This is a genomic window from Pseudomonas muyukensis (assembly GCF_019139535.1).
Lineage (GTDB): Bacteria > Pseudomonadota > Gammaproteobacteria > Pseudomonadales > Pseudomonadaceae > Aquipseudomonas > Aquipseudomonas muyukensis.
Genome location: NZ_CP077073.1, coordinates 4,499,033 through 4,517,791, shown reverse-complemented (window position 1 = coordinate 4,517,791; position 18,759 = coordinate 4,499,033). Strand labels below are relative to the sequence as shown.

Genomic DNA, 18,759 nt, shown 5'->3' with positions numbered 1-18,759 from the left:
CGTGACCCTTCACCTCCAAGCCGCGGGCCTGGCCTGCGAGCGCGACTGGCGGCTGCTGTTCGAGCAGTTGGACTTCGAGCTGCGTCCCGGCGACATGTTGCAGATCGCCGGCCCCAATGGCAGCGGCAAGACCAGCCTGCTGCGCCTGCTGGCCGGGCTGATGCAGCCGACCGCCGGGCAGATCCTGTTCAATGGCCAGCCCCTGGCCGAGCAGCGTCACGCCCTGGCCAGCATCCTGCTGTGGATCGGCCATGCCGCCGGGATCAAGGACCTGCTGACCCCGGAAGAAAACCTCGCCTGGCTGTGCGCGCTGCACCGCCCCGCAGGGCGCGAGGCGATCTGGCAGGCGCTGCAGGCCGTTGGCCTGCGTGGCTTCGAGGATGTTCCCAGCCATACCCTGTCCGCCGGCCAGCAGCGTCGTGTGGCCCTGGCCCGGTTGTACCTGGACAGCCCGCCGCTATGGATCCTCGACGAACCCTTCACCGCCCTCGACAAACAGGGCGTGGCGCAATTGGAGGCGCACTTGGCGGCCCATTGCGAGCAAGGCGGTACCGTGGTGCTGACCACCCACCACTCGCTTGCGCGCAAGCCGGGCGGCTACCGCGAGTTGAACCTGGGGCAGTGGGCGGCATGAGCGTATTTCTTTTGTTGTTGCGCCGCGAGGCGCGCCTGTTGTTCCGTCGCCCGGCGGAGCTGGCCAACCCGTTGGTGTTCTTCGCCATCGTGGTGGCGCTGTTCCCCCTGGCGGTCGGCCCCGAGACACAATTGTTGCAAACCTTGTCGCCGGGGCTGGTCTGGGTCGCGGCCCTGCTGGCCGTGCTGTTGTCGCTGGACGGGCTGTTTCGCAGCGACTTCGAGGATGGTTCGCTGGAACAGTGGGTGCTCTCGCCCCATCCGCTGGCCATGCTGGTGCTGGCCAAGGTGCTGGCGCACTGGATCTTTTCCGGGCTGGCGCTGGTATTGTTGGCGCCACTGCTGGCGCTGATGCTCGGCCTGCCGGCCAGTTGCCTGCCGGTGCTGCTGGCCTCGTTGCTGCTGGGCACGCCGGTGCTGAGCCTGCTTGGCGCGGTGGGCGCGGCGCTGACGGTCGGTCTCAAGCGCGGCGGCCTGCTGCTGGCGCTGCTGATTCTGCCGTTGTATATCCCTGTATTGATCCTGGGCAGTGGTGCGTTGCAGGCGGCATTGCAGAATATGCCGGCCACCGGTCATCTGCTCTGGCTTGCCAGCCTGACTGCCCTGGCCGTGACACTGGCACCCTTTGCGATAGCGGCCGGGCTGAAGATCAGCGTCGGCGAATAACGAGTCCCGGGCACCGCAGCCCGGCCAATACCCTGGATGTACCCTGATGAAAATTAGCTGGACGTGGTTCCACAAGCTGGGTTCCCCCAAATGGTTCTATGCCATCAGCGGCCGCATGCTGCCGTGGCTGACCGTCTCCGCCATCCTGTTGCTGCTGGTCGGCATCACCTGGGGCCTGGCCTTTGCCCCCCAGGACTACCAGCAGGGCAACAGTTTCCGCATCATCTATATCCACGTGCCCACGGCGATGCTGGCGCAGTCTTGCTATGTGCTGCTGGCGGTGGCCGGGGTGGTGGGGCTGGTGTGGAAAATGAAACTGGCCGATGTCGCGCTGCAATGCGCGGCGCCCATCGGCGCCTGGATGACCGCGGTGGCGCTGGTGACCGGGGCGATCTGGGGCAAGCCGACCTGGGGCAGTTGGTGGGTGTGGGACGCGCGCCTGACCTCCATGCTGATCCTGCTGTTCCTGTATTTCGGCATCATCGCCCTGGGCCAGGCGATCAGCAACCGCGACAGCTCGGCCAAGGCCTGCGCGGTGCTGGCGATCGTCGGCGTGGTCAACATCCCGATCATCAAGTACTCGGTGCAGTGGTGGAACACCCTGCACCAGGGCGCCACCTTCACCCTCACCGAAAAGCCGGCGATGCCGGTGCAAATGTGGGCGCCGCTGCTGATTACGGCGCTGGGTTTCTATTGCTTCTTTGGCGCCGTGCTGTTGCTGCGCATGCGCCTCGAAGTGCTCAAGCGCGAGGCCCGCGCCAGCTGGGTGCGCGATGAAGTGTTGAACAGCCTGGGCCGGGAGGCCGCCAGATGAGCTTCGCGTCCTTCAGTGATTTCCTGGCCATGGGGCACCATGGCCTGTACGTCTGGTCGGCCTATGGCATCTGCCTGGCGGTGCTGGCGCTCAATGTCGCCGCGCCCCTGCTGGCCCGCCGTCGCTACCTGCAAGAAGAGGCGCGCCGTCTGCGCCGGGAGAGCAAACCGTGAATCCGCAGCGCAAGAAACGCCTGTTCATCATCCTCGGCCTGCTGGCCGGTGTCGGCGTGGCGGTGGGCTTTGCCCTCAGCGCCCTGCAGCAGAACATCAACCTGTTCTACACCCCGACCCAGATCGCCAACGGCGAGGCGCCGCTGGACACTCGCATCCGTGCCGGCGGCATGGTCGAGAAAGGCTCGGTGCAGCGCTCGGCCGACTCGCTGGACGTGCGTTTCGTGGTGACCGACTATACCAAGTCGGTGCCGATTACCTACCGCGGCATCCTCCCCGACCTGTTCCGTGAAGGGCAGGGCATCGTCGCCCTCGGCAAGCTCAACGCCGACGGCGTAGTGGTGGCCGACGAGGTGCTGGCCAAGCACGACGAGAAATACATGCCGCCTGAGGTCACCAAGGCCTTGAAGGAAAGCGGCCAGGCCGCCACGGGTGGGGAGGCCAAGCCATGAATGCAGCCCTGGTGATTCCCGAGCTGGGCCAGTTGGCGATGATCCTGGCGATCTGCTTCGCCGCCGTGCAGGCCACCGTGCCGCTGCTCGGCGCCTGGCGCGGCGACCGCCTGTGGATGAGCCTGGCGCGTCCGGCGGCGTGGGGCCAGTTCGCCTTCCTGGCGTTTGCCTTCGCCTGCCTGACCCACGCCTTCATGACCGACAACTTCTCGGTCGCCTATGTCGCCAGCAACTCCAACAGCGCCTTGCCCTGGTACTACAAGTTCAGTGCCGTGTGGGGCGCCCACGAGGGCTCGCTGCTGTTGTGGGCGATGATCCTGGGGGGCTGGACCTTCGCCGTGTCGATCTTCTCGCGCCAGTTGCCGCAGGTGATGCTGGCCCGGGTGCTGGCGGTGATGGGCATGATCAGCGTGGGTTTCCTGAGCTTCCTGATCATCACCTCCAACCCGTTCTCGCGCCTGCTGCCGCAGGTACCGGGCGATGGTCGCGACCTCAACCCGCTGTTGCAGGATTTTGGCCTGATCGTCCACCCACCCATGCTGTACATGGGCTATGTCGGCTTCTCGGTGGCCTTCGCCTTCGCCATCGCCGCGCTGCTCGGCGGGCGCCTGGACGCGGCCTGGGCACGCTGGTCGCGGCCCTGGACCATCGTCGCCTGGGCCTTCCTCGGCGTGGGCATCACCCTGGGCTCGTGGTGGGCCTACTACGAGCTGGGCTGGGGTGGCTGGTGGTTCTGGGACCCGGTGGAAAACGCCTCGTTCATGCCCTGGCTGGTGGGCACCGCGTTGATCCACTCGCTGGCGGTTACCGAAAAACGTGGCGTGTTCAAGAGCTGGACGGTGCTGCTGGCCATCGCCGCCTTCTCGTTGAGCCTGCTGGGCACCTTCCTGGTGCGCTCCGGCGTATTGACCTCGGTGCACGCATTTGCCGCCGATCCGTCGCGCGGCATCTTCATCCTGATCTTCCTGTTGTTCGTGGTCGGCGGCTCGCTGACCCTGTTCGCCTTGCGTGCGCCGGTGGTCAAGAGCCAGGTGGGCTTCGCCCTGTGGTCGCGCGAGACGCTGCTGCTGGCCAACAACCTGGTGCTGGTGGTGGCGGCGTCGATGATCCTGCTCGGCACCCTGTACCCGCTGGTGCTCGATGCCTTGACCGGGGCCAAGCTGTCGGTCGGCCCGCCCTACTTCGATGCGTTGTTCCTGCCGCTGATGGCGTTGCTGATGCTGGTGCTCGGCGTTGGCGTGGTGGTGCGCTGGAAGGACACCCCCGGCAAATGGCTGGCCGGCATGCTGACCCCGGTGCTGATCGGCAGCGCGGTACTGGCGCCGCTGGCCGGGCTGCTGGTCGACGACTTCGACTGGCCGGCCCTGAGCGTGTTCGCCCTGGCCGCCTGGGTGGTGCTCAGCGGTGTGCGCGACATCCTCGACAAGACCCGGCACAAGGGCCTGGCCAAGGGCCTGGGTGGCCTCTCGCGCAGCTACTGGGGCATGCAGCTGGCCCACCTGGGGCTGGTGGTGTGCGCCCTGGGCGTGGTGTTGTCGAGCAACAACAGCGCCGAGCGCGACTTGCGCATGGCGCCGGGTGAAACCGTCGAACTGGGCGGCTATCACTTCCTGTTCGAGGGCGCCAGGCACTTCGAAGGCCCGAACTTCATTTCCGACAAGGGCACCATTCGTGTTTCGCGCGAGGGCCGTGAAGTGTCGGTGCTGCACCCGGAAAAGCGCCTGTACACCGTGCAGCAGTCGATGATGACCGAGGCCGGCATCGATGCCGGTTTCACCCGCGACCTGTACGTCGCCCTGGGCGAGCCGCTGGAAAACGGCGCCTGGGCGGTGCGGGTGCATATCAAACCCTATGTCCGCTGGATCTGGCTGGGCGGTCTGCTGACCGGCCTGGGCGGTTTGCTGGCGGCCCTCGACCGGCGCTACCGCGTCAAGGTCAAGACCCGGGTGCGTGAGGCCCTGGGCGTGTCTGGAGCAACTGCATGAAGCGTTGGATCATGGTAGTGCCACTGGCGGTGTTCCTGCTGGTGGCGGTCTTTCTCTACAAGGGGTTGTTCCTCAAGCCCGACGAGTTGCCCTCGGCGATGATCGGCAAGCCGTTCCCGGCGTTCTCGCTGGCCACGGTGCAGGGCGAGCGCAACCTGACCCAGGCCGACCTGCTGGGGCGCCCGGCACTGGTCAACGTGTGGGGCACCTGGTGCCCATCGTGCAAGGTCGAGCACCCCTACCTGAACCAGCTGGCTGAACAGGGGGTGGTGATCCATGGCGTCAACTACAAGGACGACAACGCCGCCGCGCTGAAATGGCTGGCTGAGTTCCACAACCCCTACCAGTTGAACATCGCCGATCCGCAGGGCACGCTGGGCCTGGACCTGGGCGTGTACGGCGCGCCGGAAACCTTCCTGATCGACGCCAAGGGCATCATCCGCTACAAGCATGTCGGGGTGGTCGATGCCACGGTGTGGCGTGAGCAGTTGGCGCCGCTGTACCAGGGCCTGGTCGACGAGGCCCGGCCATGAAGCGCTGGCTTGCCGCCGTGGTGTTGGGGCTGGGCCTGGCCGGGATGGCCAAGGCCGCCATCGATACCTATCAGTTTCGCGACGCAGCCGAGCGTGAGCGCTACCAGCAGCTGACCAAGGAGCTGCGTTGCCCGAAATGCCAGAACCAGGACATCGCCGACTCCAACGCGCCGATCGCCGCCGACCTGCGCCGCGAGATCTTCCGCATGCTCGGCGAAGGCCAGAGCAACCAGCAGATCGTCGACTTCATGGTCGACCGCTATGGCGATTTCGTGCGCTACAAGCCGGCGCTCAGCGGCCGCACCTGGCTGCTCTGGTTCGGCCCCGGGATCCTCCTGGCCGGGGGCTTCGTGGTGCTCGCGGTGATCGTCCGCCGGCGCCGCGGCCAAGCCGTGGCCGGCAACACCGAACTGTCCGCCGACGAACGCGAGCGTCTCGCCAAACTGTTGGAAAAAGAACGTACCCATGACTGAATTCTGGCTTAGCGCGGGCCTGCTGCTGCTCGCCGCCCTGGCTTTCCTGCTGTTGCCGATCCTGCGCGGCCATCGTCGCCAGCAGGCCGAACAGGACCGTACCGCCCTCAACGTGGCGCTGTACCAGGAGCGTGTCGCCGAGCTGGCCGCCCAGCAGGCCGCCGGTGTGCTCGATGCACAACAGCTGGCCAAGGGCCGCGACGAGGCGGCCCGCGAACTGCTGGCCGATACCGAGCGCCACGACCTGGCCCGCCAGGGCCACCTGGGCAAGGTCATCCCGCTGCTGGCGGCGATCCTGGTGCCGGCCATGGCGTTGGGGCTGTACCTGCACTTCGGTGCCGCTGACAAGGTGGCACTGACCCAGGAGTTCGCCCATGCGCCGCAATCGATGGCAGAGATGACCACGCGCCTGGAGCGTGCGGTACAGGCCCAGCCAGATTCGGCAGAAGGGCTGTACTTCCTCGGTCGTGCCTACATGGCCGAACAGCGCCCGGCGGACGCGGCCAAGGCTTTCGAACGCGCGGTGAGCCTGGCCGGGCGCCAGCCCGAGCTGCTCGGGCAATGGGCCCAGGCGCTGTACTTTGCCGCCGACAAGCAGTGGTCGACGCAGTTGCAGGCGCTCACCGACGAAGCCCTGAAGGCCGACCCGCGTGAAGTCACCAGCCTGGGCCTGCGCGGTATTGCCGCCTTCGAGGGCGAGCGTTTCCAGGAGGCCATCGACTACTGGCAGCGCCTGCTGGCGCAACTGCCCGAGGGCGACGCCTCGCGCGCCGCGCTGCAGGGCGGTATCGACCGCGCCGCCGACAGGCTCAAGGCCGGCGGCGGCAAGGTTGTCGAGGCGGCGCGCCTGAAAGTACGGGTCGAACTGGCCGCGGCGCTCAAGGACAAGGTGCGCCCGGACGACACCGTGTTCATCTTCGCCCGCGCGGTCAAGGGCCCGCCCATGCCGTTGGCGGCCAAGCGGGTGACGGTGGCGCAGCTGCCGATCGAAGTGGAGCTGTCGGACGCCGACGCGATGATGGCGCAGATGAAACTGTCGGACTTCGCCGAAGTCCAATTGGTAGCCCGCGTCTCCCGCGCCGGGCAGCCCACCCAGGGTGAGTGGAAGGGCCAGAGCGCGCCGTTGGCCACTGCAACCCAGGGCACCCAGCATGTGACCATCGACAGCCCCGACTCATAAGAGAGCACCTCCATGAACAGCATCGTCCGCTTGACCCTGATCTCCTTGGCCCTGGGTCTTGGCGCGTGTACGGTGCAGCAGCCGGGCGAGCGCGAACCGCTGCCGCCGATCGAGACCACGCCGCCCCCGCACCAGGGGCCGGTGGTCAAGCCCCTGCCGGGTGGCCAGCCCGGTAGCCAGCCGAGCAAGCCGGCGGCGCTGCCCAAGCCGATGCCGCGCACCTCTGCCAGCTTCGCGCCGCCACCTGGCGGCGCCAGCCACTGGGACCCGAAGCTTGGGGTCTATGTACTGGAGAAACAACCCAACACCTTCTACCGCCAGCGCACCTACTACCGTTGGAACAATGGCTGGAGCTGGTCGCTGAGCCCTGCCGGGCCGTGGCAGGACACCGACAGCAGCGGTGTGCCGGGTGGGCTGGGCAGGGCGTTCGGGCAATAATTATCGTTGGCCCCGCGACAGGGCCGGCGGCGCCAACAACTGGCATAATCCCCCTTCGCATTCGACCGGAGGGTGGCATGAGCAAGACAGTCCTGGTGCTGGTGGAAACCGTCGATGACTACCTACCGCTACTGGAGCAGGCCGGCTACCGGCTGATCCGCGCACCCTCGGCGCAGATGCGTGCCGAGGCCATCGCCCGGCATGCCGGCGAGATCGATGCAGTGCTGACCCGTGGCCCGCTGGGCCTGAACGCCGCTGAAATCGCCACCCTGGTCAAGCTGCGGATCATCTGCGTGATCGGTGCCGGTTACGAGCAGGTCGACCTGGCCGCCGCCGCTGCCCGTGGCATCACTGTCACCAATGGCGCCGGTGCCAATGCAGGCCCTGTCGCCGACCATGCCATGGCCTTGTTGCTGGCGCTGTTGCGCGATATCCCCCGGGCCGACGCCAGCACCCGGCGTGGCCAGTGGAACCGGGTGATCAGCCCATCGGTGAGTGGCAAGCGCCTGGGTATCATCGGCCTGGGCGCGGTGGGCCAGGCCATTGCCCGGCGGGCTGCCCAGGGCTTTGACATGAGCGTCAGCTACCACAGCCGCACGCCGCGCGCCGAGGTGCCCTATACCTGGTACGACAGCCCGCTGCACCTGGCCGATGCGGTGGATATCCTGGTGGTGGCCACGCCCGGTGGCAACGGCACTCGGCACCTGGTCGATGCCGCGGTGCTGGAGGCGTTGGGCGCCGAGGGTTACCTGGTCAACATTGCCCGGGCCAGTGTGGTGGATACCGAGGCGTTGGTCGGCGCCTTGCGCGGCGGCGTGATCGCTGGGGCGGCGCTGGATGTATTCGATGACGAGCCGGCGGTGCCGGAGGCGCTCAAGGCGCTGGGCAACACGGTGCTCACGCCGCATGTGGCGGGGCAGTCGCCGGAGGCGGCGCGGGACACGGTGGGCCTGGTGCTGCGTAACCTGCAGGCGTTCTTCGCCGGCGAGCCGGTGCTGACGCCGGTTTGTGCGTGATTGTTCGCGGGGCAGGCCGTTTACTTATGTGGTCTTTGATTGCTTGCGTGGCGGGTTCCGGGGTTGATCGCGCTGGCTTTATTAAGTAGCGATGTGTGGTGTTGGTTTTAGATCGCTGTTTTGTCGGAAAGAGTCGGTTGGCGTTGATTTTTTTTCGTGTGTAAACCTGGTCAATTTTTCACGACTACAGCAGCTTGCTATCGTTGTGCCGTAGAGCAAGGGATAGTGTTTTTTTGATCTGTTATTGATCTGTTATTGATCTGTTTTTGATCTGTTTTTGATTTTGCTTCTAAGCGCGCGATAGTTCAGGCGACACTCATTGCGACTTCAGGAGGCCGAGCGGAGTTCTTGCGTAGTGGGGCGACGGCCATGGATGGCCGTCGAGCGCTGGGGCCCAGGATGGGCCCTACAGCGCGGTACCCACGGGAGCAAGAACGGAGCGAGGGAACCCCGGAGCGCAGCGTAGGGGCCGGATGAATGGAGCGAGGATTTTTTGGTTCCTTTTTGATCCTTCAAAAAGGGACCCGCCGTAAGGGCGGAAAGGTGACTATGCGTCACCATCGCCAATGAATGCGCGTATAACTTTCAAAACTCACGCTCTGAAAGTCAAAGTCAAAGTCACAGTCAAAGTCGATCGGCGTGGGTATTCACAGAGGTAAGCGCATTCATTGGCTATATCGACGCTTAATCACCTTTTCGCCCTTACGGCGAGTCACTTTTTGTCAAACGCGACAAAAAGTAACCAAAAAACGCTGCGCTCCATTCATCCGGCCCTACGCTCCGCTCCGGGTTCCCTCACTCCGGCCTTGCTCCCGGGAGGACCGCGCTGTAGGGCCCATCCTGGGCCCCAGCGCTTGACGGGCATCCATGCCCGTCACCTCCCTACGCAAGGCCTGCGTTCGGCCTCCTGAAGTCGCGAAGTTACGCGCGGCGCCTGCACTGGCGCAGCTGTCGCTCGCAGGGTTTGGCGTCAGCCTCTTGATCGGCAAGGGCAAGGGCAAGGGCAAGGGCAAGGGCAAGGGCAACTTCACAAGCACAAGAGCGCTGCATGCCCAGCAGCGCGATCAGATAAACTCCTGTCATGTCTGAGTTCTCCCTGCCCCAAGCCCCCTTGCAACGCCTCGACTTGCCTTGGCTGCGCCGCGCGGGCATAGAAGGGGCCATCCTGCGTCTGGACCTGATCGACCCGCTGATCAGCGGCAACAAATGGTTCAAGCTGCGTCACCATCTGCTTGCCGCGCGCGAGGCCGGCGCTCCGGGCCTGATCAGTCTCGGGGGCAACCACTCCAACCACCTTCACGCCCTCGCCGCCGCCGGCAAGCGCTTCGGCTTCGCCAGCGCCGGGCTGCTGCGCGGCCAGCCCCAGGACACGCCAACCGTGCGTGACCTGCAGGCACTGGGCATGCAGCTCCACTGGCTCGGCTACGGCGGCTACCGAGCGCGTCACGCGCCCGAGTTCTGGGCGCCCTGGCAGGCCCGCTACCCCGGATGGCAGTGCATTGCCGAAGGCGGCGGCGGCTTGGGCGGCGCGCAAGGCTGCGCGCTGATCGTCGAGCAGTGCCGGGCGCAACTGGCCACGCTCGGCTGGGCAGACTACGACGCCTGGTGGCTGGCCGTCGGTACCGGCACCACCCTGGCCGGCTTGGTGCTGGCAGAGGCGGGTGAACACCCGGTGCATGGCGCGCTGGCGGTGCCGGCTGACCATGGCGTGCCAGCGCAGATCGCCGCGCTGGCCGGGGAGGCGGGCTATCGGTTGCACGACGCCAGCCGCGGCGGCTTCGCCAGAATCGACCCAGCATTGCTGAGCTTCATCGACGACACCGAACGGCAAACGGCAATACCGCTGGAGGCCCTGTACACCGGCAAGGCACTGCTGGCCCTGCGCGATGAGGTCGAGGCCGGGCGGTTCGCGCCCGGCACCCGCCTGGTGGTCCTGCATACCGGAGGCCTGCAGGGGAGACGTGGCTACTTGTAGGGCAGCATGCGCAGCAGCGTGTTGTCGCGGCGCACGTAGTGGTGATAGAGCCCGGCCACGGCGTGCAGGCCGATCAGCCAGTAGCCCCAGCTGCCAATGCGTTCATGCCAGCCCTTGATGAACTTGGCCAGGTCCTGGTCCGGCGCGGCAATGGCCGGGAGCTCCAGGCCGAAGAACGGGATCGGCTTGTCGGCGGCGCTGAGCAGCGCCCAGCCGGCCAGGGGCAGGCCGATCATCATCAGGTACAGCAGCAGGTGCACCAGGTGCGACAGGCCGGTCTGCCAGGCCGGCGGCCTGGGTACGATCGGCGGGGTCGGGCGCGACAGGCGCAGGGCCAGGCGCAGCCAGACCAGCACGAACACGCTCAGGCCAAGCATGAAGTGCAGGTCTTTCATCAGGTCGCGTTCGGCGCTGCCCTTGGGGAACAGGCCGCGCAGCTCGATGCAGGCGTAGACGGCAGCCAGCAGCACCAGCATCAGCCAGTGCAGGGCAATCGACAGCCGCGCGTAATGGGCCGCGGGGGTGGATGAAACCATGGTGGGTCCTCGTCATCAGGTCGGGAAGACGCTCTTGCTGGCGCCTGGTACCCACTGTAAACGGTCGCGGTAAAAATTTCGTTGCGCTGGGTCTGTTTCAGCGGTTTCGCCAGCAAGGGCTGGCAGGTCAAGGCCGCAACAGGGGCCAAAGGTTCGCCACCAGGAACAACCGCTCGGCCTCCTGCCAGGCGCCGTCCGTGTCCTCCTCCAGACGCACCAGCAGTTGCGCCGGCGCCAGTTCATCCAGTGCCGCCAACCAGTCGTGAAATTGCCTGCTGCTCCAGCAGGCCTGGGGCTGCACCCGGGCCGGTGCCAACCAGGCATGGCGGGGCAAGGGTTGCCAGTGAGCGGCAGGCCACTGCGCCGCGTACCCCGGCCATTCCCGCCGATGCAGCCAGCGCCCGCGCAGGTGCGCCGGATGGGCGCCGGTCGGCGCTTCGGCATGTCCTGGCCAGGGATAGAACAGGTAACCGCCTAGCCACAGGTGCGCCGCGGCTGCGGTCACTCCCCGTTCGGCCAATGCCGCCCGGCTGTGGGGCTGGGCGGACATCGGCAGCTGATGCCCGGCCAGGTGCCCCAGCTTGCTGCCGAGGCGGTCATGACAGCCGGGGCCGATCCAGTGCGCCGGGTCATGCCCGTCGCCCTGCGGCGGCCCCAGGTAGAGCTTGATCGCCAGCTCCAGGTGATGATCGCCTTCGCGGTCGCGCAACAGGATGTCCAACTCGCCCAGGGTGCGCCCGCCATCGCGGATCGCCAGGTTGGCCGCGAGCAATTCGACCCCTGGGGCCTGGCGTAGGGCAAACTGCCACAGCGCTTCGTAGTACAAGCCCAGGCGGCGGCTGGTCAGGCGCGCCAGCCAGGCCAGCAGCGGGCTGGGGTCTCGGTCCAGGCCGGCGAGCCAGGCGGCCAGGCGCCCTGGGTCGCCGGCCCAGTCACTGGCACTGAGCGGGTGGCGTTGCGGGCAGGCACACTGCGCCAGCAGCGGCGGGGCGAGCAGCGTCCAGGCCAGGTCGCGCACGGCTGGATGGCGCAGTTGGCGGGGCAGGGGCTGGAGGTCGGCGAAGGGCATCATCCTGCGAGCATAGCCGGTTTGCCGCTGGCCAGTCCTTTCGCCCATAATCGCGCCATTGTCACCCGCCGCAGAGCTTTGCAGGAGCACCATGGAGCAATTTCGCAATATCGGTATCATCGGACGCCTTGGCAGCTCCCAGGTGCTCGACACCATTCGCCGACTGAAAAAATTCCTCCTCGAGCGCCACCTGCACGTGATCCTCGAGGATGCCATCGCCGAAGTGCTGCCCGGCCACGGCCTGCAGACCTCCACGCGCAAGCTGCTGGGCGAAGTCTGCGACCTGGTCATCGTCGTCGGTGGCGACGGCAGCCTGCTCGGTGCCGCCCGCGCCTTGGCCCGGCACAATGTACCGGTGCTGGGCATCAACCGTGGCAACCTGGGCTTTCTCACCGATATCCGCCCCGACGAGCTCGAGGAGAAGGTCGCCGAGGTACTCGACGGCCATTACCTGGTGGAAAACCGCTTCCTGCTGCAGGCCGAGGTCCGCCGCCATCACGAGGCTATCGGCCAGGGCGACGCGCTCAACGACGTGGTGCTGCACCCGGGCAAGTCGACGCGGATGATCGAGTTCGAAATCTACATCGACGGCCAGTTCGTCTGCAGCCAGAAGGCCGACGGCCTGATCGTCGCCACGCCCACCGGCTCCACGGCCTATGCGCTGTCCGCCGGCGGCCCGATCATGCACCCCAAGCTCGACGCCATCGTCATCGTGCCGATGTACCCGCATACCCTGTCGGGCCGGCCGATCGTGGTGGACGGCAACAGCGAGCTGAAGATCGTCGTGTCCAAGGACCTGCAGATCTACCCGCAGGTGTCCTGCGACGGTCAGAACCACTTCACCTGTGCCCCTGGCGACACCATCACGGTGAGCAAGAAGCCGCAGAAGCTGCGCTTGATCCATCCGCTGGACCACAACTACTACGAGGTCTGCCGCACCAAGCTCGGCTGGGGCAGCCGCCTGGGAGGCAGGGACGACTGATGTTCGATCCGGCGCGCAGTTTCGATATCATCGGCGACGTGCACGGTTGCGCACTGACCCTCGAGCGCCTGCTCGACACCCTCGGCTACAAGCGGGTCGGCGGGGTCTGGCGCCACCCACGGCGCCAGGCGCTGTTCCTCGGCGATATCGTCGACCGCGGCCAGCGCATTCGCGAGGCGCTGCACATCGTCCATGACATGGTCGAGGCCGGCCAGGCCTTCTGCATCATGGGCAACCACGAATACAACGCCCTGGCCTGGGTCACCCCGGCGCTGCCGGGGAGCGGCAAGGCCTTTGTGCGCGAGCACACCCCCCGGCACGCGCGGCTGATCGACGAGACCCTCACCCAGTTCGCCCAGCACCCCGGCGACTGGCACGACTTCCTCCAGTGGTTCTACACCTTGCCGCTGTTCGTCGACGCCGGGCGTTTCCGCCTGGTGCATGCCTGCTGGGACCCGCAGCTGATCGCGCCGCTGCGTCAGCAATACCCCAGCGGTTGTATCGACGAGCACTTCGTGCAGGCCTCGGCGGTGTCCGGCAGTTTCGCCTCGACCGTGTGCAACCGCCTGCTGCGCGGCACCGACATGCGCCTGCCGGATGGCCTGACCCTGACCGGCGGCGATGGCCTGACCCGCGCCTTCTTCCGCACCAAGTTCTGGGAAGAAGACCCGCAGACCTACGGCGATATCGTCTTCCAGCCCGACGCGCTACCCGACGAGGTGGCCCGCACGCCGTTGAGCCACAGCCAGAAGAACGCCCTGTTGCGCTACGCCGAGGACGAACCGCTGCTGTTCGTCGGTCATTACTGGCGCAGCGGCCGGCCCGCGCCGATCCGCGCCAACCTGGCCTGCCTGGACTACAGCGCAGTGCTCTACGGCAAGCTGGCGGCTTATCGGCTGGACGACGAAACCCGCATCGACCCGCACAAGTTCGTCTGGGTCGATGTCGAACGCCCGCAGGCCAGCCAGTGACCCCGGTTGCGGCGCTGCGCCTGGGGCGGGAGGTCGACCTGCAGGGTTTCCTCGACCTGTTGGCGCGCCTGGACATCAGGCACCAGGTCAGCGAGGAGGAGGGGCAGCACGTGCTGTGGGTGGATGAGGCGCTGGCCGAGCGCGTTCGCGGGCTGTACCAGCGCTTCCCCGAAGGCGAGGCCGAGGTCCGCCGCAGGCGTGGATCGGTCATGGTGGTCGAGCGACGTCCGCCCTTGGCCGAACAGCTGCGCGCGGCAAAAATGACCCTGTTCGTGCTGATTGCCAGCCTGCTGGTCGCGGCCATCACCGCTTTGGGCGCCAACCTGGCGACCCTTGGCTGGTTCACCTTCCTGCAGTTCGAGGTGCAGGGTGACTATCTGTATTTCACTTCGCTGGCCCAGGAAATGGCCGAAGGCCAGTGGTGGCGGCTGGTGTCGCCGATGCTTGTGCATTTCGGCTGGCTGCATCTGCTGATGAATGCCTTGTGGTACTGGGAGCTGGGGCGGCGTGTGGAGCGGCGTCAGGGGCCTTGGCCACTGCTGGCGCTGACCTTGCTGTTTGCTCTGGTGTCGAACCTGGCTCAGCATTTCACCAGCGGACCGAGCCTGTTCGGGGGCTTGTCCGGCGTGCTGTACGGGTTGCTGGGGCATGTCTGGTTGTATCAGCGGCTGGCGCCCGACAAGGTCTATCGTCTGCCACCGGGCACGGTGGGCAGCCTATTGATCTGGCTGCTGGTGTGCCTGTCCGGCCTCATCACCTTGCTTGGCTTCGGCCAGATCGCCAACGCCGCCCATGTCGGCGGGTTGCTCATCGGATGCCTGACCGGGCTCTTGGGTGGAGCCCTCGCCAGGCGTAGACTGTCCGCCTGACTGAGGAGACCGCATGTCCACTTTCGCGCAAATGATCGAAAACATCACCCCCGAGATCTACCAGAGCCTGAAGACGGCCGTGGAGATCGGCAAATGGTCCGACGGCCGCAAGCTGACCGCCGAACAGAAAGAGCTGTCGTTGCAGGCGGTGATCGCCTGGGAAATGAAAAACCTCCCCGAAGAGCAGCGCACCGGCTACATGGGCCCGCAGGAGTGCGCCTCGAAGTCCGCGCCAATCGCCAACATTTTGTTCAAGTCGGACTCGGTACATTGATCGAACTCGCTCGTGGCTCTTTGAGCAAGATGGCGGTGCGCCTGGACGCACCGGTCGTTCAATACAGTTTCCGCCTGGATGACACCGAGGTACCGGTCAATCCGTTGATCGGCCAGTCGATCCGCCTGGAGTACCTGGGCGCGATCCATTGCAGCCATTGCGGCAAGCGCACCAAGACCAGCTTCAGCCAGGGTTACTGCTACCCATGCATGACCAAGCTGGCCCAGTGCGACGTGTGCATCATGGCTCCGGAAAAATGCCATTACGACGCCGGCACCTGCCGCGAACCCTCGTGGGGCGAGCAGTTCTGCATGACCGACCATGTGGTCTACCTGGCCAACTCGTCGGGCATCAAGGTCGGCATCACCCGCGCCACCCAGTTGCCCACCCGCTGGCTCGACCAGGGCGCCAGCCAGGCGCTGCCGATCATGCGCGTGGCCACCCGCCAGCAATCCGGGCTGGTCGAGGACGTGCTGCGCAGCCAGGTGCCGGATCGCACCAACTGGCGCGCGCTGCTCAAGGGCGATGCCGAGGTGCTCGACCTGCCGGCCATTCGCGAACAGATCTTCGACGCTTGCGCCGACGGCATCCGCAGTTTGCACGAGCGCTTCGGCCTGCAGGCCATCCAGCCGTTGCCCGACGCCGAGGTGGTGCAGATGCGCTACCCGGTCGAGGCCTACCCGAAAAAAATCGTCAGTTTCAACCTCGACAAGGACCCGGTCGTGGAAGGCACGCTGCTGGGGATCAAGGGCCAGTACCTGATCTTCGACACCGGCGTGATCAACATTCGCAAGTACACGGCCTACCAACTGGCCGTGCTTCAGTAAAAGGACCGTCACCATGCGCACCGAACAACCGCAAGTGATCCACCTCAAGGACTATCAGGCGCCCGACTACCTGATCGAAGAGACCCACCTGACTTTCGAGCTGTTCGAGGACCACAGCCTGGTCCATGCGCAGTTGCTCATGCGCCGCAACCCCGAGCGTGGCGCCGGCCTGCCGCCGCTGGTGCTCGACGGCCAGCAGCTGGAGCTGCTGAGCGTGCAACTGGACGACCAGGCACTGGGCGCCAACGACTACCAGCTCGACGACGACAGCCTCACCGTGCAGCCGAAGCGCGAGCGCTTCACCCTGGACACCAGTGTGAAGATCCACCCGGAGAGCAACACCGCGCTGGAAGGCCTGTACAAGTCCGGCAAGATGTTCTGCACCCAGTGCGAGGCCGAGGGTTTCCGCAAGATCACCTATTACCTCGACCGCCCGGATGTGATGAGCACCTTCACCACCACGGTGATCGCCGAACAGCATCGTTACCCGGTGCTGCTGTCCAACGGCAACCCGGTTGGCAGCGGCCCGTCCGAGGATGGCCGGCACTGGGCGACCTGGGAAGACCCGTTCAAGAAGCCGGCCTACCTGTTCGCTCTGGTGGCCGGCGACCTGTGGTGCGTCGAGGATACCTTTACCCGCCAGTCGGGTCGCGACGTGGCGCTGCGCATCTATGTCGAGCCGGAAAACCTCGACAAGTGCGACCACGCCATGGTCAGCCTGAAGAAGTCCATGCGCTGGGACGAGGAAGTCTATGGCCGTGAATACGACCTGGACATCTTCATGATCGTCGCGGTCAACGACTTCAACATGGGCGCCATGGAAAACAAGGGCCTGAACATCTTCAACTCCAGCTGCGTGCTGGCCCGCGCCGAAACCGCCACCGACGCCGCGCACCAGCGCGTCGAGGGCGTGGTCGCCCACGAGTATTTCCACAACTGGTCGGGCAACCGCGTGACCTGCCGCGACTGGTTCCAGCTGTCGCTCAAGGAAGGCTTCACGGTATACCGCGACGCCGAGTTCAGCGCCGACATGAACTCGCGCACGGTCAAGCGCATCGAGGATGTCGCCTACCTGCGCACCCACCAGTTCGCCGAGGATGCCGGCCCCATGGCCCACCCGGTGCGCCCGGAAAGCTTCATCGAGATCTCCAACTTCTACACCCTGACGGTGTACGAGAAGGGCGCCGAAGTGGTGGGCATGGTCCACACCCTGCTGGGCGCCGAGGGCTTCCGCAAGGGCAGCGACCTGTACTTCGAGCGCCACGATGGCCAGGCGGTGACCACCGACGACTTCATCAAGGCCATGGAAGACGCCAACGGCGTCGACCTGACCCAGTTCAAGCGCTGGTACAGCCAGGCCGGCACGCCGCGCCTGGAGGTCAGCGAGCAGTTTGACGCCGCCGCGCAGACCTACAGCCTGACCTTCCGCCAGAGCTGCCCGCCGACGCCGGACAAGGTCGAGAAGCTGCCGTTCGTGATTCCTGTGGCGCTGGGCCTGCTGGACGCCGCAGGCAACGACCTGCCGCTGCGCCTGGTCGGCGAAGCGCAGGCTGCCGGCACCAGCCGCGTGCTGTCGGTGACCGAGGCCGAGCAGACCTTCACCTTCGCAGGCATCACCGCCAAGCCGTTGCCATCGCTGCTGCGTGGCTTCAGCGCGCCGGTCAAGCTGGGTTTCCCGTACGACCGCGACCAGTTGATGTTCCTGATGCAGCACGACAGCGACGGCTTCAACCGCTGGGAAGCGGGGCAGCAGTTGTCGGTGCAGGTGCTGCAGGAGCTGATTGGCCAGCATCAGCGTGGCCAAGCGCTGCAGCTCGACCAGCGTCTTATCACCGCCCTGGGCACCGTGCTGGGCAACGAAGCGCTGGACCCGGCCATGGTCGCCGAGATGCTCTCGCTGCCGGGTGAGGCTTATCTCACCGAGATCAGCCAGGTGGCCGATGTCGATGCGATCCACGCTGCCCGCGAGTTCGCCCGCCAGCAGATCGCCGAGCAGCTGTTCGACGCCCTGTGGGCGCGCTACCAGGCCAACCGCGAGGTCTCGCGCAAGACACCGTACCTGGCCTCGGCCGAGCACTTCGCCCGTCGCAGCCTGCAGAACATCGCGCTGTCATACCTGATGCTGGGCGGCAAGGCGCAGGTGCTCGAGGCGACCCTGGAGCAGTTCGACCAGTGCGACAACATGACCGAGCGCCTCACCGCCCTGGCGGTGCTGGTCAACTCACCGTTCGAGGCCGAGCGGGCCAAGGCCCTGGAAAGCTTCGCCGAGCACTTCAAGGACAACCCGCTGGTCATGGACCAGTGGTTCAGCGTACAGGCGGCGAGCAGCCAACCAGGTGGATTGGCGCGGGTCAAGACGCTGATGCAGCACCCGGCCTTCACCCTGAAGAACCCGAACAAGGTGCGCGCGCTGATCGGAGGCTTCGCCGGGCAGAACCTGGTCAACTTCCATGCGGTCGATGGCTCGGGCTATCGCTTCCTGGCAGACCTGGTGATCGAGCTCAACGCGCTGAACCCGCAGATCGCCTCGCGTCTGCTGGCACCGCTGACCCGCTGGCGCAAGTACGACGAGCAGCGTCAGGCGCTGATGAAGGGCGAACTGGAGCGGATCCTTGCGTCGGGAGCGCTGTCCAGCGATGTGTATGAGGTGGTGAGCAAAAGTCTCGCTTGAGACCCTTGGGGCTGCTGCGCAGCCCTTTCGCGACACAAGGCCGCTCCTACAGGGGATCGCGAATCTCTGTAGGAGCGGCCTTGTGTCGCGATGGGCCGCAAGGCGGCCCCGGTTTTTTGTGGTTAACAAAACATAACGTCCCGCTCGTTGTGTTCTGTCGGACAATCCCGATAGCATGGCCAGAAGCTATTCCAGGCCTCTGGAACAGGGGTTTCGGCAGTA

At 66.0% G+C, this 18,759-nt stretch carries 21 protein-coding genes; 19 read left to right on the top strand and 2 right to left on the bottom strand.

Annotated features, from left to right (window positions below):
- Nucleotide 1: 1 nt before the first annotated feature.
- From ccmA to KSS95_RS19800, 13 genes are all read left to right on the top strand, one after another.
- Nucleotides 2-634 (top strand): cytochrome c biogenesis heme-transporting ATPase CcmA, encoded by a 633-nt coding sequence (gene ccmA / locus KSS95_RS19860; protein WP_217848950.1) that lies wholly within the window; start codon nucleotides 2-4, stop codon nucleotides 632-634.
- Nucleotides 631-1,299: a heme exporter protein CcmB gene (gene ccmB / locus KSS95_RS19855; protein WP_134693825.1), complete on the top strand. Its 669-nt coding sequence runs from the start codon at nucleotides 631-633 to the stop codon at nucleotides 1,297-1,299. The genes ccmA and ccmB overlap by 4 nt, the downstream gene beginning before the upstream one ends.
- A gap of 46 nt (nucleotides 1,300-1,345) precedes the next feature.
- The gene (locus tag KSS95_RS19850; RefSeq protein WP_217848948.1) at nucleotides 1,346-2,113 is read left to right on the top strand and encodes a heme ABC transporter permease; all 768 of its coding nucleotides are present in this window, start codon (nucleotides 1,346-1,348) and stop codon (nucleotides 2,111-2,113) included.
- Nucleotides 2,110-2,286, top strand: a complete 177-nt coding sequence (gene ccmD, locus KSS95_RS19845) for a heme exporter protein CcmD (RefSeq protein ID WP_011534872.1) — start codon at nucleotides 2,110-2,112, stop codon at nucleotides 2,284-2,286. The genes KSS95_RS19850 and ccmD overlap by 4 nt, the downstream gene beginning before the upstream one ends.
- Nucleotides 2,283-2,738 (top strand): cytochrome c maturation protein CcmE, encoded by a 456-nt coding sequence (gene ccmE / locus KSS95_RS19840; RefSeq protein ID WP_217848946.1) that lies wholly within the window; start codon nucleotides 2,283-2,285, stop codon nucleotides 2,736-2,738. The genes ccmD and ccmE overlap by 4 nt, the downstream gene beginning before the upstream one ends.
- Before the next feature lie 11 nt (nucleotides 2,739-2,749).
- Nucleotides 2,750-4,723 (top strand): heme lyase CcmF/NrfE family subunit, encoded by a 1,974-nt coding sequence (locus KSS95_RS19835; RefSeq protein ID WP_217854043.1) that lies wholly within the window; start codon nucleotides 2,750-2,752, stop codon nucleotides 4,721-4,723.
- Nucleotides 4,720-5,256, top strand: coding sequence for a DsbE family thiol:disulfide interchange protein (locus KSS95_RS19830; RefSeq protein WP_217848944.1), 537 nt, complete (start codon nucleotides 4,720-4,722; stop codon nucleotides 5,254-5,256). Before KSS95_RS19835 ends, KSS95_RS19830 begins: the two co-directional genes overlap by 4 nt.
- On the top strand, nucleotides 5,253-5,729 hold the full coding sequence (locus KSS95_RS19825; RefSeq protein WP_217848942.1) for a cytochrome c-type biogenesis protein: 477 nt from the start codon (nucleotides 5,253-5,255) through the stop codon (nucleotides 5,727-5,729). The genes KSS95_RS19830 and KSS95_RS19825 overlap by 4 nt, the downstream gene beginning before the upstream one ends.
- Nucleotides 5,722-6,909, top strand: coding sequence for a c-type cytochrome biogenesis protein CcmI (gene ccmI / locus KSS95_RS19820; RefSeq protein ID WP_217848940.1), 1,188 nt, complete (start codon nucleotides 5,722-5,724; stop codon nucleotides 6,907-6,909). Before KSS95_RS19825 ends, ccmI begins: the two co-directional genes overlap by 8 nt.
- A 12-nt stretch (nucleotides 6,910-6,921) precedes the next feature.
- Complete coding sequence (locus tag KSS95_RS19815; protein WP_217848938.1) at nucleotides 6,922-7,347, top strand: hypothetical protein; 426 nt, start codon at nucleotides 6,922-6,924, stop codon at nucleotides 7,345-7,347.
- A 77-nt stretch (nucleotides 7,348-7,424) separates the two neighbouring features.
- Nucleotides 7,425-8,363, top strand: a complete 939-nt coding sequence (locus tag KSS95_RS19810; protein ID WP_217848936.1) for a 2-hydroxyacid dehydrogenase — start codon at nucleotides 7,425-7,427, stop codon at nucleotides 8,361-8,363.
- 867 nt (nucleotides 8,364-9,230) lie between these two features.
- Nucleotides 9,231-9,452, top strand: coding sequence for a hypothetical protein (locus KSS95_RS19805; RefSeq protein ID WP_217848934.1), 222 nt, complete (start codon nucleotides 9,231-9,233; stop codon nucleotides 9,450-9,452).
- A complete protein-coding gene (locus KSS95_RS19800; protein WP_217848932.1) occupies nucleotides 9,445-10,338 on the top strand; it encodes a 1-aminocyclopropane-1-carboxylate deaminase/D-cysteine desulfhydrase in 894 nt (297 codons plus the stop codon). The genes KSS95_RS19805 and KSS95_RS19800 overlap by 8 nt, the downstream gene beginning before the upstream one ends.
- Here the strand turns inward: KSS95_RS19800 and KSS95_RS19795 are convergent.
- Nucleotides 10,329-10,874, bottom strand: coding sequence for a cytochrome b (locus KSS95_RS19795; protein WP_217848930.1), 546 nt, complete (start codon nucleotides 10,872-10,874; stop codon nucleotides 10,329-10,331). The two genes, KSS95_RS19800 and KSS95_RS19795, sit on opposite strands and share 10 nt — an antisense overlap.
- 127 nt (nucleotides 10,875-11,001) lie before the next feature.
- A complete protein-coding gene (locus KSS95_RS19790; protein ID WP_217848928.1) occupies nucleotides 11,002-11,991 on the bottom strand; it encodes a DUF1853 family protein in 990 nt (329 codons plus the stop codon).
- Between the two features lie 43 nt (nucleotides 11,992-12,034).
- On the opposite strand from KSS95_RS19790, the gene KSS95_RS19785 reads away from it, so the two are divergent.
- From KSS95_RS19785 to pepN, 6 genes are read left to right on the top strand one after another with little or no spacing between them, the layout of a single operon-like run.
- Nucleotides 12,035-12,925, top strand: coding sequence for an NAD(+) kinase (locus tag KSS95_RS19785; protein WP_134693921.1), 891 nt, complete (start codon nucleotides 12,035-12,037; stop codon nucleotides 12,923-12,925).
- Nucleotides 12,925-13,896: a metallophosphoesterase gene (locus KSS95_RS19780; protein WP_217848925.1), complete on the top strand. Its 972-nt coding sequence runs from the start codon at nucleotides 12,925-12,927 to the stop codon at nucleotides 13,894-13,896. The genes KSS95_RS19785 and KSS95_RS19780 overlap by 1 nt, the downstream gene beginning before the upstream one ends.
- Nucleotides 13,893-14,765: a rhomboid family intramembrane serine protease gene (locus KSS95_RS19775; RefSeq protein WP_217848922.1), complete on the top strand. Its 873-nt coding sequence runs from the start codon at nucleotides 13,893-13,895 to the stop codon at nucleotides 14,763-14,765. Before KSS95_RS19780 ends, KSS95_RS19775 begins: the two co-directional genes overlap by 4 nt.
- Nucleotides 14,766-14,778: 13 nt before the next feature.
- On the top strand, nucleotides 14,779-15,039 hold the full coding sequence (locus tag KSS95_RS19770) for a YeaC family protein (protein ID WP_133328852.1): 261 nt from the start codon (nucleotides 14,779-14,781) through the stop codon (nucleotides 15,037-15,039).
- Nucleotides 15,036-15,866, top strand: coding sequence for a DUF2797 domain-containing protein (locus tag KSS95_RS19765; protein WP_217848920.1), 831 nt, complete (start codon nucleotides 15,036-15,038; stop codon nucleotides 15,864-15,866). Before KSS95_RS19770 ends, KSS95_RS19765 begins: the two co-directional genes overlap by 4 nt.
- 13 nt (nucleotides 15,867-15,879) lie before the next feature.
- Nucleotides 15,880-18,537, top strand: a complete 2,658-nt coding sequence (pepN, locus tag KSS95_RS19760; protein WP_217848918.1) for an aminopeptidase N — start codon at nucleotides 15,880-15,882, stop codon at nucleotides 18,535-18,537.
- Nucleotides 18,538-18,759: the final 222 nt, after the last annotated feature.